13 protein-coding genes and 3 tRNA genes are annotated in these 15187 nt (G+C 50.1%); 4 read left to right on the top strand and 12 right to left on the bottom strand.

The window, feature by feature from the left end:
- Positions 1–153: 153 nt before the first annotated feature.
- The 3 genes from C0068_RS18265 to C0068_RS18255 all read right to left on the bottom strand — a co-directional run bounded on the left by C0068_RS18265 (position 154) and on the right by C0068_RS18255 (position 482).
- A tRNA-Asp gene (locus tag C0068_RS18265) sits at positions 154–230 on the bottom strand.
- Between the two features lie 80 nt (positions 231–310).
- A tRNA-Asp gene (locus tag C0068_RS18260) sits at positions 311–387 on the bottom strand.
- Positions 388–406: 19 nt separating this feature from the next.
- Positions 407–482 (bottom strand) — tRNA-Val (locus tag C0068_RS18255).
- A 259-nt stretch (positions 483–741) separates the two neighbouring features.
- Between C0068_RS18255 and queD the strand changes: the two genes are divergently transcribed.
- Together queD and C0068_RS18245 are read left to right on the top strand one after the other, a co-directional pair.
- Positions 742–1098, top strand: coding sequence for a 6-carboxytetrahydropterin synthase QueD (queD, locus tag C0068_RS18250; protein WP_103685908.1), 357 nt, complete (start codon positions 742–744; stop codon positions 1096–1098).
- 590 nt (positions 1099–1688) lie between these two features.
- Positions 1689–3143: an OprO/OprP family phosphate-selective porin gene (locus tag C0068_RS18245; protein WP_158250026.1), complete on the top strand. Its 1455-nt coding sequence runs from the start codon at positions 1689–1691 to the stop codon at positions 3141–3143.
- 85 nt (positions 3144–3228) lie between these two features.
- Here C0068_RS18245 and C0068_RS18240 read toward each other — a convergent pair whose 3' ends face one another.
- Positions 3229–4872 carry a SulP family inorganic anion transporter gene (locus C0068_RS18240; protein ID WP_103685906.1) on the bottom strand — a complete coding sequence of 548 codons (1644 nt, stop codon included), beginning with the start codon at positions 4870–4872 and terminating at the stop codon, positions 3229–3231.
- Positions 4869–5522, bottom strand: coding sequence for a carbonic anhydrase (locus C0068_RS18235; protein ID WP_103685905.1), 654 nt, complete (start codon positions 5520–5522; stop codon positions 4869–4871). The genes C0068_RS18240 and C0068_RS18235 overlap by 4 nt, the downstream gene beginning before the upstream one ends.
- 120 nt (positions 5523–5642) lie before the next feature.
- On the opposite strand from C0068_RS18235, the gene C0068_RS18230 reads away from it, so the two are divergent.
- On the top strand, positions 5643–6584 hold the full coding sequence (locus tag C0068_RS18230; protein ID WP_199176226.1) for a hydrogen peroxide-inducible genes activator: 942 nt from the start codon (positions 5643–5645) through the stop codon (positions 6582–6584).
- Here C0068_RS18230 and C0068_RS18225 read toward each other — a convergent pair.
- From C0068_RS18225 to C0068_RS18195, 7 genes are all read right to left on the bottom strand, one after another.
- On the bottom strand, positions 6581–8752 hold the full coding sequence (locus tag C0068_RS18225) for a PQQ-dependent dehydrogenase, methanol/ethanol family (RefSeq protein WP_103685904.1): 2172 nt from the start codon (positions 8750–8752) through the stop codon (positions 6581–6583). The two genes, C0068_RS18230 and C0068_RS18225, sit on opposite strands and share 4 nt — an antisense overlap.
- Positions 8753–8820: 68 nt before the next feature.
- Positions 8821–9402: a lysophospholipid acyltransferase family protein gene (locus tag C0068_RS18220; protein WP_103685903.1), complete on the bottom strand. Its 582-nt coding sequence runs from the start codon at positions 9400–9402 to the stop codon at positions 8821–8823.
- A 128-nt stretch (positions 9403–9530) separates the two neighbouring features.
- Positions 9531–10361, bottom strand: coding sequence for a crotonase/enoyl-CoA hydratase family protein (locus C0068_RS18215; protein WP_103685902.1), 831 nt, complete (start codon positions 10359–10361; stop codon positions 9531–9533).
- Between the two features lie 2 nt (positions 10362–10363).
- A complete protein-coding gene (locus tag C0068_RS18210; RefSeq protein ID WP_103685901.1) occupies positions 10364–10921 on the bottom strand; it encodes a nitroreductase family protein in 558 nt (185 codons plus the stop codon).
- A complete protein-coding gene (locus C0068_RS18205; RefSeq protein ID WP_103685900.1) occupies positions 10921–11439 on the bottom strand; it encodes an SRPBCC family protein in 519 nt (172 codons plus the stop codon). The genes C0068_RS18210 and C0068_RS18205 overlap by 1 nt, the downstream gene beginning before the upstream one ends.
- Before the next feature lie 120 nt (positions 11440–11559).
- Positions 11560–11976, bottom strand: coding sequence for a PilZ domain-containing protein (locus C0068_RS18200; protein ID WP_103685899.1), 417 nt, complete (start codon positions 11974–11976; stop codon positions 11560–11562).
- Between the two features lie 95 nt (positions 11977–12071).
- Entirely contained in the window at positions 12072–13949 is a 1878-nt protein-coding gene (locus C0068_RS18195) for a beta-ketoacyl synthase (RefSeq protein ID WP_103685898.1), read from the bottom strand.
- Positions 13950–14057: 108 nt separating this feature from the next.
- On the opposite strand from C0068_RS18195, the gene C0068_RS18190 reads away from it, so the two are divergent.
- Positions 14058–15050 (top strand): GlxA family transcriptional regulator, encoded by a 993-nt coding sequence (locus C0068_RS18190; protein ID WP_103685897.1) that lies wholly within the window; start codon positions 14058–14060, stop codon positions 15048–15050.
- Positions 15051–15187 lie beyond the last annotated feature (137 nt).

Below are 15187 nucleotides of genomic sequence, written 5' to 3'. Positions count from 1 at the left end.
TCGTCTGAGCATCCCCATCAAAGCTAATTTCACGGAATAACAGCAAACACTGGCCCGCTCCGCATTATAGGAGAGAAATTACAGGGTGCACGAAATAAATACTGCGAACGAAGGCGCGAATATTAGAGTGGAATTAATTCTTCTTGAAGTAGTTGGCGGACCGGACGGGACTCGAACCCGCGACCTCCGGCGTGACAGGCCGGCATTCTAACCAACTGAACTACCGGTCCAGATATGCACATAGATCACAGGTCTCAGACGAGTCATGCAAACTACGGGGAACAACAAGGGGAGGTCTAGATTTAAAAGTTGGCGGACCGGACGGGACTCGAACCCGCGACCTCCGGCGTGACAGGCCGGCGTTCTAACCAACTGAACTACCGGTCCGCATACTTTTACACGATTATGGTGGGTGATGACGGGATCGAACCGCCGACCCTCTGCTTGTAAGGCAGATGCTCTCCCAGCTGAGCTAATCACCCTCTCAATCGAGTGAGGCGCATTCTACAGTAATCGCTTTCGGTGTCAAACACTCGGCGCGGTTTTTTTACATTTTCTTTAAAAAAAAGCTATAACACTGATTTTGTTCATTTTTTATTCAATTTCCCACCCTATTTAAACCACCGTTAAATAGTTGACACAAGGCGCGCTGTACAGCGCCGTCAGAGCTGATTACCATTGGCGCCAATTCAAACAAGCCATCCAAAGCAGGCACCTTGCTTGCCAAACTGAGATTGAACCGTGGAAATATACAAAGAATTCACCTTTGAAGCCGCCCACCGACTTCCAAACGTGCCAGAGGGACATAAATGCGCCCGCCTTCACGGCCACAGCTTTCTAGTCAGAATATTTATTGCTGGTGATATCGATCCCCATACCGGATGGCTAATGGACTTCTCTGAGGTGAAGAAAATATTCGCCCCTATATATGACCAGCTAGACCATCATTACTTAAATGATATTGCGGGGCTTGAAAACCCAACTAGTGAAAATCTAGCCATTTGGATTTGGAAACAATTAAAGCCACGCTTAAACGCACTAAGCCAGGTCGAAATCAGAGAAACATGCACCAGCGGGTGCATTTACAAGGGCGAGTAATTATTTCCGCTGCGCACCATATATGAGCAAACTAAAGCGATTCTCTATCAATAAGTGAAAATACGTAACAGGTAACAACATTTAGCTCTTGACGTAACACTTATTCACAGATAAAGACGGGAGCTCGAAAACGTATCGCTTAGCAGCAGAAGATCACGCACTAGATTCAAAAAACCATATAACTTATTGTTTTTAATGAGCTTTATAAAAATGACTATTTTTTGAACAATTTGTTAAACTGCCGATTAAGCCTCTCTCTCCTGCCATAACCTACAACTTACCCACCAAGTTATCCACAGATACTGTGGACAAGATTTCTTGCTAATAACAGTAGCAAGGCGTTACTACAAGCGGTATTTTCACTTTATTCGCAGCCTCTGACTAACTCCACTACTGCACAGTCTCCGACATCTGCCAAGAGCACAGGCTTGAAGCCAGTAGCTATAACAGAGGGTGTCATCAATTCGTCACAATAAAATCACTTCTGTCATATATCTGTAATATAAATGTCGCAGAATTGCGGCAACAATAAGTGCGCACCACGCCGTACAAAACTTCTGCCACCACAGACACTGCTGAACGAGGATGCAATGACAACACTTACACCCCCACCACACCCAATACCTCCGCGCACACTCAAACGCCCTCTTGCGACCGTAATTGTGACACTGGCCCTATTATCAGCAGGCGCCACCGCCAATGCCGCTGACCAAGTTCAGCTCGAGCTCTACGTTGACCGCGAGACCAAACAAGTCTTCACAGAACCGGGCCCCAATCGAATCAAGCTTGGCACCTTCGAACCCGCCTCCGAAAATAATTCGTCGCTAAATGAAGACAAGCTCAAGGTCTCTACAGCGCCCAAAATCGGTATGGAAAAAAAGGGCTTAGTCGTTACATCCGCCAATAATGATTTCTCTATGAATATCGGCGGACGCATTCACGCTGACAGCAGCACCCACCTTAATGACGATCTGCAAAAACGTAGCAGTGGCGATCCCGCCGAAGCAGTCTCTGGCACCGAGCTACGCCGTGCGCGCCTAGCACTGCGGGGCAGTTTCAATCGCGATTTCTCTTACAATATTGAAGCGGATTGGGGCGGCAATAGTGTTTCTTTAAAAGATGTTCTGGTGACATACCAAGCCAGCCCGCAATTAGAGATTACCGTTGGCAATCAAAAGCACTCCGTCAGCATGGAAGTCGAAGAAAGCTCTAACGACATTATGTTTAACGAGCGCTCCTTGCTATCGGCACTCACCCTGCCACATTTTGACCGCGCAATGGGGCTCAACATTAAAACAATGGGTGATAACTGGTCGCTAAAAGGCGGGATCTACGGAGACGCCGTCTCCTCCAGTGGCGACGGCGCCGACGAAGGTGGCGGTTTCGGCGTTCGGGGAAGTTTCGCGCCTATCAATGAGTCAGGCAAATTAATACACCTCGGCGCCAGCTACGGCCTACGCAAAGCCAACGACAATAACAGCCTAAGCAACGGTAAAACACCGCGTTTGCGCTATGAAACTACGAATATGTCTGACTTATACCTCAGTGATACCGGCAGTATTGCTGGCTTTGAGGAAATTCAATTAACAGGACTTGAATTCGCCGCCATGCGCGGTCGCTTCTCGGCCCAGGCAGAATTAGGTCAAGCGAGCATTAAACGCGATGGTGGATCTGACTTGAGCTTTAATGCCCACTATCTCCAGCTTGGCTGGACCTTAACCGGCGAAGCACGCAATTACCGGGGTTCCGATGGTGAGTTTAAAATGCTTAAACCACGCAATGATTTTGACCTTGCCCAAAATCATTGGGGCGCGTGGGAATTAGCACTACGCCTAGATGAATTAGATTTACACGATGGGGGCATTGACGGTGGCAGCCAGCAACGATTCAGCCTAAACCTAAACTGGTACCTAAACGCTAATTTGCGGATTCTGTTCGGTTACAGTCGAGCATACGATGTCGAATCTGGCCCAGTGATTCAACAAGGCGGTGGCGAAGCAGATAATGTCGACATTTTCTCTCTGCGCACCCAATTGGCACTATAAAAAAGGCGGCCCTAGGGCCGCCTCATTCTAATCAAGTATTTCAAAAGCAGCGGGCGGACGGTTCAGCCGCCCGTTGCAGCACACGTCACTCCATAACGGGTATGCCTGTAACAGCATTCATGTTACTCGTATCGGTAGATTTCACGGCCGCCGCTGCAGCTTTCAGAGCCTGTAGGCGCGTTGCATAAACACCATCACCAGGCACGCCGCTATTCATGCCCTCTAGCACTTTTTGGACGTCGGCATTCATACCCGCCACATACAGCAACTTACCGCTATTGGCCGCATCGCTGGCAATAGTCTCTACCGCCAATACCGCCGACACATCAAGAAACGGCACCCGGGAGAAATCGAGTATAAGTACTTTTGCACCAACTTCACTGTGCTCGCGCACATGATGACCGAGGTCAGCAGCAGCACCGAAGCTCAATGGGCCACTGAATTCGAATAGCGCAACGCGATCTCCGCACTCAGCGAGGCACGCTTTTTCGACATCAGAATCCAAATGCTCTGGCGTGTTCTTCAGGCTGGCAATCTGCAATTGACCCACCTGCTTCACAAAGGCCAGTGCAGCCAAGACCACACCCGCAGCCACTGCGGTAATCAAGTCGACAAATACCGTGAGCGATAGCACCAAGACCATTAGGGCAAGATCCCAACGCGGGCCGTGATTTGCACGCTTAATGTAGCTCCAGTCGATAATATCTAAACCAACCTTGACCAAGATACCCGCCAATACCGCTAGGGGGATATTCGAGGCTAGCGGCCCCAAGCCCAGCACAATCGTGAGTAGCAGTAAGGCGTGAACCATACCTGAGAAACGAGTACGCCCCCCAGAGCGGATATTCACTACCGTACGCATCGTTGCACCAGCACCTGCAATACCACCAATAAAGCCAGCAACGGTATTACCAATACCCTGACCAATCAGCTCTCGGTTACTGTCGTGACGCTGACGGGTCATATTGTCTGCCACCAAAGAGGTCAACAGACTGTCGATTGAACCCAATACCGCCAATATAAACGCAGCCTCGATAACCAGCAGCGCTTTGCTTTGCTCAAAAATAGGCCAATGCAGACTAGGCAGACCCGTTGGGATCTCGCCAAGCACAGGAACGTCTAATAGTAAGAAAGCAAGCAAGGTACCCACAATCAAGGCGGCCAGCGGGCCAGGCAAATATTTACCAACCCGAGCCGGCCAGAAGAACACCAGTGCCAAGGTGCCCAAACCGAGAGCGAGGTTCGCAAAATTAATATCCATTACAGCATTTGGCAGTTTCGCCATAGCCCCTAGCGGATCACCAGGAGAATCGTGTCCCAGCAGTGGCCCCATCTGCAGAATAATAATAATGGCGCCGATTCCTGTCATAAATCCTGAGATTACCGGATAGGGAACGAGGCGGATATATTGGCCAACCCCAAGAAAGCCAAAAACAATTTGGAGAACACCCGCCAACATAACCGTGGTGAAAATCAGCGCAGCGTCACCAGACAAACTGGCAAACAAGCCCGCTAACACCACGACCATTGGCCCTGTTGGACCGGAGATTTGCGAAGCCGTACCGCCAAACAAGGCAGCAAAAAAGCCAACAGCAATAGCACCGTAGATACCGGCCATTGGCCCCAAGCCAGATGCCACCCCTAGCGCCAAGGCTAGCGGCAGCGCGACAACACCGGCGGTAATACCGCCGGTGATGTCGCCTGTGATAATGTCGCGATCTAACTTCATACCGCCACTCCATGCTCGGCAAATAAATGGCTGTAAGCCGAGTCCATTAACTCAAACTGTTGACGCTCTTCGTTGTAACACTCCACTTCACCGCTGGCGATATTGTAAATCCAGCCGTGCAAACGCACTTTTCCGCTTGCCAACTTTGCCGCCACCGCCGCGTGAGTGCGCAGATGCTGCAGCTGCAGAAGAACATTCTCTTTAGAAACTTCGTCTAAATGACATTTGTCGATATGACCGTGGCGCTCTTTTACCACCTCTCGCGCCGCACGGCAGTGGCCGAGCCACTCTTTAACATGCGGCAGCTCTTCCAGTGCACTGGGGTCGATAGCTCCTTTCATCGCACCGCAATCGCTGTGCCCACACACAACAATATGTGAGACCCCAAGTGCAGCCACAGCAAACTCGATTGACGCGGTCATGCCGCCGGTTTGGTTACTATGGGGTGGCACCACATTGCCGGCATTACGGCAAATAAACAGATCCCCTGGCTGGGTTTGGGTTAGCATGCCTGGGTCGATACGTGAATCGGCACAGGTAATAAACAATACGTCCGGATTTTGCCCATTCGCCAATTTGCGAAATGCAGCCTCTTTGCCCGGATACACCTCGTTTTGAAATTTAGCAACACCTTGAATAAGCTCTTCCACAACTACGTCCTCGTTAGTAAACAAACTGGAGTGAATATGGAGTCGATTATCCTTTGATAGTTTAATAACAAGGTATAGTATTTGCTGATATCTTTTAGTTATAAGCAAAAAGGCGAAATTGTGGCAGCAAAAATAAGCTCACCCAGCATAAAGCAATTAAATTATTTTGTTTCGGTAGCTAAACACGCTAGTTACCGGCGTGCTGCCGAAGAACTGGGAATGAGCCAGCCCGCCCTCACCAATCAAATTGCGATTCTTGAATCCACCTTAAATACACCGCTCTTTGAACGCTCCCGCGCAGGCACACTACTTTCACCAAGTGGCAGAGATTTACTCGACGCCGCACGCCAAGTATTACTGAGCATGAAAGAATTTGAGGACATGGCCGCCGCCAAAAGTGACGGCCACCAAACAACATACCGCCTCGGCGTCCCCCCTACCGTTGGCCCTTATTTATTACCCCACGTATTACCTGACCTTCACGATCTGCACGTCAATTTAAAGCTGTATGTACGGGAGGCCGCCCACCGCGAATTACAAAAAGATTTACTAGACGGGGTATACGATTTAGCCATCGTTCCGCTACCGCTGGCGATTCCGCAACTCGCCATGACGCCGCTGTTTATTGAACCCTTAAAATTTGTAGTACCTTCTAATCATCCACTTGCTGGACAAAAAAATATTACACCCAGCAAATTGCGCGGCGAAAAAATATTAACCTTAGAAGAAAAACATCATTTTCATTTACAGGTGCAAGAAATTTGTGAGCGCTGGGGCGCCGATTTGCAGCGTGACTATGAAGGCACGAGTTTGGACACCTTGCGGCAAATGGTGGTAATGGGAATGGGGGTCGCTTTTTTACCTGGGCTCTACGTACACTCAGAAATGCACAACCCAGAAGCACTTTACGTTTGCGAATTACGCAATATTCCCATACTGCGGAAACACGCCTTGGTGTGGCGACCCAACGCTCCGAACCGAGTGTTTTATCGAGAGCTGGCCGCCGATATTCGCGCAATCATCAACAAGCGATTGCGCGATGTTGTTGTCACTACCCGCTAGCTAAAACTCATCACAATACCGAGTAATTTAGCCACCACGCTATAAAACCACGTTTTTAGCGCCCGCCACCAATCCGACTGCTCGCGACTTTCTTTATCGACATTCGCCTGCTCTAAAATATAAGCGTGCAGGGCGAAAGCCTCCTCTTCATTTAACACCTCTGAGAAACCAACCATCCCCGCCTTTTTCATCACACCATCCAACACAATGGCGTTGAAATTATCGTGGAATGCCGTGGGCAAATGACGTAAATCGGGAATCGCGCCATTAGAAATCACCTCGGTTCCGTGACATGCGCTGCAGTAGGCATAATACAAGGTACGGCCCTTTTCTAAAATCGCCTTATCTTCACTTATGCGCGCCGGTGGCTCGTGCATTTGCTTAAGTGGGTTGGCGGGCAATACAGCCCCAGTACCACCCAATTTAAAGGTAAGTACTCTGCTCGGCGGTGGCGAAACTTCTTTCTCTAGACCGGCGATTAAACCGAAAGCGCCACCCCAACCGGCTAAAATCGTCACGTATTGCTCACCGTCAACGGTATACGTGACCGGTGGCGCCATAACCCCTGTGTTAGCGTCAAACGACCAAAGCTTCTCACCATTGTCCGCACGAAACGCCAAGACCTGCCCTTCTGCCGAGCCTTGAAAAACCAAACCACCAGCTGTCGCTAATAATCCGCCGTTCCACGTTAATTTATGGGGAACTTGCCAAGCAGCTTGCTGTGTCACAGGGTCCCAAGCCAACAGCGAGCCTTGGGTAATTTTACTGGTTAAGAGCTGCGCCAAAATAGGATCTGCAACTGATTGCTGCTGCATATACACGCCTAAATTCCACTGCCCCCACTGGTGTAAGTAATCATCAACTGCCTTATATTCAAACAGGCTGTTAATCACTGGGATATAGACCAAGCCAGTTTGCGGACTATAGGCCATTGCCTGCCAATTATGCGCACCCATCGACGATGGCCTTACTAATTGCGGGTCGCTTAAATAGCGGGCATTTTCGGTCTCGACTGGACGCCCTGTTTCAAGATCGTAATGGCTAGCCCAATTCACATCGGCGTAGGGTTCTGCAGACAGTAATTTGCCGTTTTCTCTGTCGAGGACAAAAAAGAAACCATTTTTGGGCGCATGCCAGATAACTTTGCGCTGCTCGCCCTTAACGTCCATATCCGCCAGCATAATATGCTGAGTTGCCGTGTAATCCCACGACTCGGCGGGGGTTTCTTGGTAGTGCCAAATATATTCGCCGCTGTCTGGATTCAGGGCCACAATCGACGACAAATACAAATTATCGCCACCCTCGGGACTGCGTATTTTTGCATTCCACGGCGAGCCATTGCCGACACCAATATAGAGTTGATCTAATTCATCATCGTAAACGATAGAATCCCATACCGTGCCACCGCCACCAAACTCCCACCACTTACCTGTCCATGTTTCTGCCGCAGCCTTCATCGCCTCACTTTCAAAGCCGTCCGCAGGATTTGCAGGAACGGTATAAAAGCGCCAAAGTTGTTCGCCAGTGTTTACATCATAAGCGCTGACATAACCGCGCACGCCGTATTCAGCCCCACCATTACCAATAAACACCTTGCCCTTGGCGACGCGAGGCGCGCCGGTAATAGTATAGGGGTAGGCGGTAATATCGGCGGTGGCAACTTCCCATATCTTTTCACCACTTGACGCGTCTAGCGCGATCAAGCGCGCATCGAGGGTGCCGAATATAATCTTACCTTCATAGGCTGCAACACCGCGATTCACTACATCGCAGCAGGCCATTTTCCCCCACTCCCGGGGAACCTGAGGATCGTATTTCCACAGTAGTTTTCCGCTTCGCGCATCGAGTGCGTAAACCACACTCCAGTTGCCCGTTAAGTAGAGCACGCCATCAATGACTATCGGCGTCGCCTCTAAGCCGCGATTAAAATCAGTGTCAAAAGACCAAGCCAAACTTAAGTCGGCAACGTTACCAACATTAATTTTGTCTAATTCACTATAACGCTGCTCTTTATAATCTTTGCCGTAAGACAGCCAGTTGTCTGGCGAATTCGCAATGATCGTTTGGGTATTCACCGTCGCTGAGCTATCAGCTAGGGCAAATAGTGAATGGAATATTGCGGCCATCACCAAGGCTGATGACACAATATTTCTACTCAGTTTTAACATGGTAATTTCCCGCGTTTATTTTATTTATCTTTCGTTCAAATACGGCCAGCACCAAGTAGGTATTCGGCTCAAACAAGTTCAGGATTAAACCCGACTTTATCCTTATAAAACGCCTTTATTGCCACGATATCCTTTTCGTAATCACCCGTTGGGTAAAAGGCCTCCCCAATACCCGTCGTTCGCGTCTTGATGTCAAGAAAACCCAAATAAATTGGCACTCCGGCACCAACTGCAATGTGGTAAAACCCCGCCTTCCAGTGCTCGACCTTACTGCGGGTACCTTCGGGGGCAATCAATACCATCAACTCTTCTCGCGCCGCATACTGCGCGATCATCTGGTCTACCGTATTGTGGGCCTTGCGGCGATCTATACCGATACCGCCAAGCCAGCGCATTAGCGCCCCCAGAATCCCCTTGGGGAACAGAGTATGCTTACCTACCCAATGCGGATCTAAACCTAACACAAAGGCCACCACCATCATGGTTGGGAAATCCCAGTTACTGGTATGCGGCGCCGCAATTAGCATATATTTTTTATCACTAGGCTTTTCACCTACGATCCGCCACCCAATAACACGCGTTATGATTTTAAATATCACACGGAAAAAGCCGCTCACTAAAGGCGTGGTAAAAACAGTACGGGTTTGCATGACGTGCGGTCGCTCAACAAAGACAGAAATCAATCCGCCGCTGCATTTATTTTGGTTACAGGGAGTTTACCAACAAGCAGGGCCAGTACAAGCACCCCGCTATTCAGTGAAAGAAAATTAACTGATTCTTAATCTTTAAAGTCTGCAGCCTTGCCTTCGCTTGCGGCGGTAATGGCTTGCATCACATCTTCAAAACTGAGCATGCCGCCATTCCACGTCGCCTGGTAATCAAGGGCATCGGAGACACTGTGGTCGCGGGTATAGAGCATCATTTGCTTGCTACCACGAATCGCCAGTGGTGATTTGCGGGCAATATCCTGCGCTAACGCCGATACCGCTTCGATCATTTCTTCGTAATTGTCAAAGCGGCGATTCACCAAGCCAATACGCTCAGCCTCTGCGGCGTCGACATTGCGACCAGTGTAAGCCAACTCGCGCATTACCCCCGCAGGAATGATATGCGGCAGTCTTTGCAAAGTGCCGACGTCGGCCACCATACCAATATCGATTTCCTTAATTGAGAACTTAACCCCGTCTGCGCAGTAACGCATATCACAGGCACTAACAATATCGACACCGCCACCCACACAGCTACCTTGGATCGCCGCCAACACCGGCTTACGACAGCGCTCAATGGCCGTCAAATTTCCCTGCAAACGCAAAATCACTGCTCTAAACCACTCTACAAAACGTGATTTTTCCATTCCCTCAGCAGACTGTGCCAAACCACCAAACATCGCCAAATCGATGCCCGCACAGAAGTGCCGCCCCTCGCCACACAGAACCACAGCCCGAACCATCGGCTCTTGATCTAGCCATTCAAAGCACACTTGTATTTCGTTCCACATAGCCTCGTTCATGGCATTTGCCTTGTCAGGCCGGTTTAACGCCACCCACGCGACGTGCTCTTCCATTCTTACTTTTAAGGTGCTGAAACTTGGGGGAACCACCGTATTCATTATTATCTCCACTCTTTCACAAAATCAGACATTTCCAACACCGGAAGCGGTTTGGCCTGCCCATCGCGACTACCTATATACAGAAACCCAGAAATTTCCTCGCTGCGCTCTAAACCAAGCGCCTTGTGCACATTGGGATCAAAAGCATTGACCCCGGTACGCCAAATACCCGCATAACCTAGAGCTTCCGCAGCCAATAAAGCGCCGTGGGCCGCACAGGCGGCTGACAACTGCTGCTCAATCACAGGAATTTTCGGGTGATCTTCAATACGGGCAATGACTACCACAATCAGCGGCGCACGTAAGGGTTGCATGCGAAAACGCTGGCAATCGGCCTCAGTAACAGCGGGATCGCGCTCCATTGCCGCCTTGGCAAATACGTCCCCCAGCGCCGACAATGCCTCTCCGCGAATCAATAAAAACCGCCATGGCCGCAAACGCCCGTGATCAGGCGCACGACTGGCCGCAGCAAAAATATCCTGCAGCTCGGTATCATTGGGTGCGGGTGCACATAACTTTGCCGCAGAGTTGCGACTTTTAAGCAAGGTCAAAGCATCCATCACGCGGCTTGCCTTGCATCAATACGAAGTTGTTTCAATTGCTCAGGGCTCACAGGCTCTCCGGTTTCATAATACTGTTTCATACTGATGGCGACGTCACGAATAACACCACGAAACACTTTGTGCAGTAGGCGCTCATAAAGGAACCGGCCCAAAGCCCCCCAGCGCATATCAAACATTAGGCTGGTTGTGAGTGCGGTTGAATTGTGGCCGGCGTCATCTAAGCGGTAGCGAAACGCCGCTTTCGCAAACGGTGGCGGCGCGCCCTTGTCTTTATTGTGAAGCCGCAGCAAAAAGCCGTGCCCCTCATTCCACTCAGCCACAGTTTCATCCATACCTTTACCAGAGGTTTGAAACACTCTTCGGCTCGCGCCGACGCCTTCGGTTTTCTCTGTTGTTATTTCGGTACCGGTAAGATTGGGCACGTAATGATGGGCAAGCGATAAGTTTTTCAACAAATCCCAGGCCTGTTCCCTCGGCATATTTATAACGACCCTAGCAGTCGCCTCATGTTTCATTGGCCATTTCCTCTGGGCAAAAAAATCCCCCAACTTGGTGGGGGGATCTATTCAACCATGAATTAGCAAGGCTGTCTCGGCTTAAGAAGCCTCAGACCATAGGGAGAAGTGGTTTAACAATCATGAATATCTGCGATCAAAATCTGCAGCATAGGCCTCAATCCATTCGGCTGCGGCCCGTTCTGGGTCTAATTCTCGGCCCTCGTTCAGCTTTACTTCTCGACGATAATTTTCAATTAAACAAAGCTGTTCGACCATTCGGGCGCGGTAAGCATCGTATGCCTGCTCAAACTCTAAGCCTAGGCGAAAACTCGCCCGCAATGGACGACACCACACAACCCTGCCGCGTCCGGCAGGCTCATCAGACAATGACGGAATATAGAAATTAAGTTTGCTACCGACCTTGATTCTGCGCGCCACATCAAACGCCAAACCCGCAACACTCACATCCCGAAGATGCCCACGCCGCGAACCGGCCTCACCAGCGACTTTTACCGCGACAGGAATCTCATTCGCGTGACGGATAAATTCCCGCATAAAACACGCTCCTAGACCTCGATTTTACACAGAGGTCTACCAACGTGAGCCATAAACAGAAATTTATCTATCCGTATTTACCCGTGTTTCGAAAATCAATCCTGCTTTGGCAACCAAGAGGCATAGGGTGAATCAAAATCTAGAGCCACTTTAGACGCCCAGCCTTTTATTGCAATTCCGTCTCGGCTTATTTCCAGATCTTCACCATCTAGCACGTTTTCGCCAAATTGGTAATGCACGCTAAGACCGGTTTCACAGGCTGCATCGTCGTAGGCTGCGGCCGCCGCCTGCACCTGCTCTCGGCGCGCCAAATATGCCTGCCATGCTTTTTCGCCGTGGCGGCCTTTAAGCATTTTTTCGCTCAACAACGGCGACAACAAGGTCACGCTAGCATTGTTGCCACCAAAACCCTTGGCATTAAGAATGGCCACATCAAGGCTACCTGCTTCAACGTCCATGTGCTCTTTTTGCAGACGTAAATTGCTCTGATGAACATCGTCGGCAATATGATCGATGGTGGCAATACCAGGTAGAATATTGTCATTCCACACCCCAAGACTGGCGATAAGTTGGTCGCCAGATGCCGCACCAATACTGTGACCGATATACGCTTTTATGGCCGCGACCGGCCAATTCTCAATCCCAAAGGTTTTAGCCGTCTCGTTCAAAATATGGGATTCAGTGACGCGATTCTGCGGCGTGCTGGTGCCGTGCGACTGCACAAAGCTGCGGGTTTTAATGGCTTTATCGCCAATAATCCCAGCGCCTGCGGCAACAGCCTTAGCTACTGTTAAATAATTGCCAATACCCGGTGACGAAATTGATTTTTTATAGCCGTCGGCATTAATAAATACATCTGGCACCGAGCCGTGAATTTGAGCGCCTAGCTGCAGGGCAAGTTCATCGTCGAACAATACGATGAACTGGGTCGACTCAGAAATAGTAAAACCGCAATTGCTACTAAAGGGTCGGCTAGCTCGGCGGTGATCGGGTTCTGTGAGACCTTTTTCGGCGTCTAATTTCAACAATTCAGCGTCTGAGGCCAAGGCTCCCATGGTGTAGTAGCCATCGATAATGCGGGAATCAATACCAGACTCCGCCACGCCTACCACCGCAACCTTTGTCAAACCATTGCGGATATCATTCACAGCTTGGCGAAGGTTGTAAAAGAAAGTTGCACAGGCACCAAGACTTGGGCCACTGGTGCCCACATTCCCGAGAACATAGGCACTGACAAAATCAGCGGGCATATCTGCCAAACCCAAGGCCAACTGTTTGGAACTCACTCGACCGCCATTGGCCCGCGCACCGAGCAAACCGCCAAAACCATTGTCGTCCAATTGCGCCATCGCTGAGCTAGCGTAAACACCCATTTGATCTGGGCGAATGCTGTCCATAACGACTTGCCATTCAATACCCATCGATTTCAGCGCATCTGATGCCCCGCAAATCGCCATTTGTAATCCGCGCGGGTGATTTCGCGAAGCATATAAACTTGCCGGATCAAAGCCGGTGGGCAGCTGCCCCGCCGTCGACACCTCTATTTTGCGAGTGGTTGGCAGCAAAACATTGCAACTCTCATTAACACTCACCGACACCTTGCCGCCATCCAGCTCTTTCACTTCCCAACCGCTGGGCAGTACATCGGGAAGATCTCGGGCACGGGTCACAAACTGTAATACACCTTCAGCGCCACTCAGCGCCATACGTTTATTCCAAGCAACCTGCTCGGTATCGAATAGATTTCCCTCGATTTTGCGAATTAAGGTGTGATCGCGCATGTATTGGCGCTGGCTTTCGTCCCCTGCTTGTTCCGCGGGAATCCCCATCACCGCCGCTAAACTGCGATAAGTACGGCTTGCCTTTTCCTGAGGTAAAGCGTCAATAACTAAACGGCGATAACCATGGTGAAATGAACTACGACCGGCGGCATTTACACCACCAAAACCCACAATAACTGGTAACTTACTCACACTAATTCCTTACACACGGCACGATATATAAATTAGGTGCTTAGTCTATCGGTATTAGGTAGATTGAAATAGAATATAACTGCCAATCAATAAGATAATTTCGCCAACATGAAACAAGTTGCTTTGCTCGCCTTTAATGACGCCCTCGCCACCAGTATTAGTCTGCCTAGCGAGTTGCTGACCGCCGCCAATAGTGTGTCGCGACGAGATAGCCGCAAAGCGATCATTAACTCAGAATTTGTCGGCCTAGACCGCTCGCCGATTAGCGTTTCTGGGGGGATGGAGGTGCACCCGAGCACGGACATAAGCAACGGCAAGGAATATGACCTGATCATTATTCCCAGCCGCTGGCGCCACCCCCACCGAGGCGCCCCCACCCGCCCCGATGTACAAAATTGGCTGCGTAGTCACGAAGCTCGTGGCGCGGAAATATGCGCAGTGGGTAATGGCAGTTACTTTCTCGCCGAAGCGGGTTTATTAAATGACCGAGTCGCCACCACCCACTGGCATTACTTCGATGACTTTGCAGCCCGCTACCCGCGTGTAGTTCTGCACCGAGATTACCTCATTACCCAGGCCGACAATATTTTCTGTACCGGCAGCGTTAACTCCGCCGCCGATCTCGTCATTCACCTTATTGACCGCAACTGGGGGGCCTCCATCGCCAGTCGGGTTGCCCAACAGTTCTCACCCGAAAGTCGCCGGCCTTTCTCTCGCAACAGCTATCGCGTTAACCGCAATGACTTGCACCGTGACGAAACCATCGCCATGGCCCAAAATTGGCTGGCACGCTATATTGCCAACCCGCTGAATATCCCAGAATTAGCGAAGCAAAGTGGACTCAGCGAACGCAGCTTTCATCGCCGCTTTCGACAGGTCACCGGCATGCCGCCCCTGCAGTATTTGCAAAAACTACGTATCGAGCTCGCCCAAGATTTATTGCAGAACAGCAACTTAAGTATTGTCGAAATAGGCCAGCAATGCGGCTATAGCGACGCCAGCTATTTTTGCCGACTATTTAAGCAGCATAGCAGTGCTAGCCCTGGGGAATACCGCCGCGCCGTGCGCCGAAAACTCTTTGAAGTAAACAAATCCCAATAGCCGCTATTAATCAGCGAAATGCCCTCAAGCCTTGAAAATCGGGGCTTGGCATGGCTAAATGTGCCGCCTCTAAAAATTCCTACTTTTAAATTTAGCGTCTAAATGTCGCCTTATTTTGCGTCAAGACGGCAAACCAA

Source organism: Zhongshania marina (assembly GCF_002915595.1).
GTDB lineage: Bacteria > Pseudomonadota > Gammaproteobacteria > Pseudomonadales > Spongiibacteraceae > Spongiibacter > Spongiibacter marinus_B.
Note: the sequence above shows the minus strand (reverse complement) of the source record. Positions and strands in the feature narration are given on the sequence as shown.

Bases quoted from the DNA above. Each gene is read 5' to 3' on its own strand.
- C0068_RS18245 (WP_158250026.1), top strand. From the start codon at position 1,689: ATGACAACACTTACACCCCCACCACACCCAATACCTCCGCGCACACTC.
- C0068_RS18240 (WP_103685906.1), bottom strand. From the start codon at position 4,872: ATGAAGTTAGATCGCGACATTATCACAGGCGACATCACCGGCGGTATT.
- C0068_RS18225 (WP_103685904.1), bottom strand. From the start codon at position 8,752: ATGTTAAAACTGAGTAGAAATATTGTGTCATCAGCCTTGGTGATGGCC.
- C0068_RS18220 (WP_103685903.1), bottom strand. From the start codon at position 9,402: ATGCAAACCCGTACTGTTTTTACCACGCCTTTAGTGAGCGGCTTTTTC.
- C0068_RS18215 (WP_103685902.1), bottom strand. From the start codon at position 10,361: ATGAATACGGTGGTTCCCCCAAGTTTCAGCACCTTAAAAGTAAGAATG.
- C0068_RS18210 (WP_103685901.1), bottom strand. From the start codon at position 10,921: ATGGATGCTTTGACCTTGCTTAAAAGTCGCAACTCTGCGGCAAAGTTA.
- C0068_RS18205 (WP_103685900.1), bottom strand. From the start codon at position 11,439: ATGAAACATGAGGCGACTGCTAGGGTCGTTATAAATATGCCGAGGGAA.
- C0068_RS18200 (WP_103685899.1), bottom strand. From the start codon at position 11,976: ATGCGGGAATTTATCCGTCACGCGAATGAGATTCCTGTCGCGGTAAAA.
- C0068_RS18190 (WP_103685897.1), top strand. From the start codon at position 14,058: ATGAAACAAGTTGCTTTGCTCGCCTTTAATGACGCCCTCGCCACCAGT.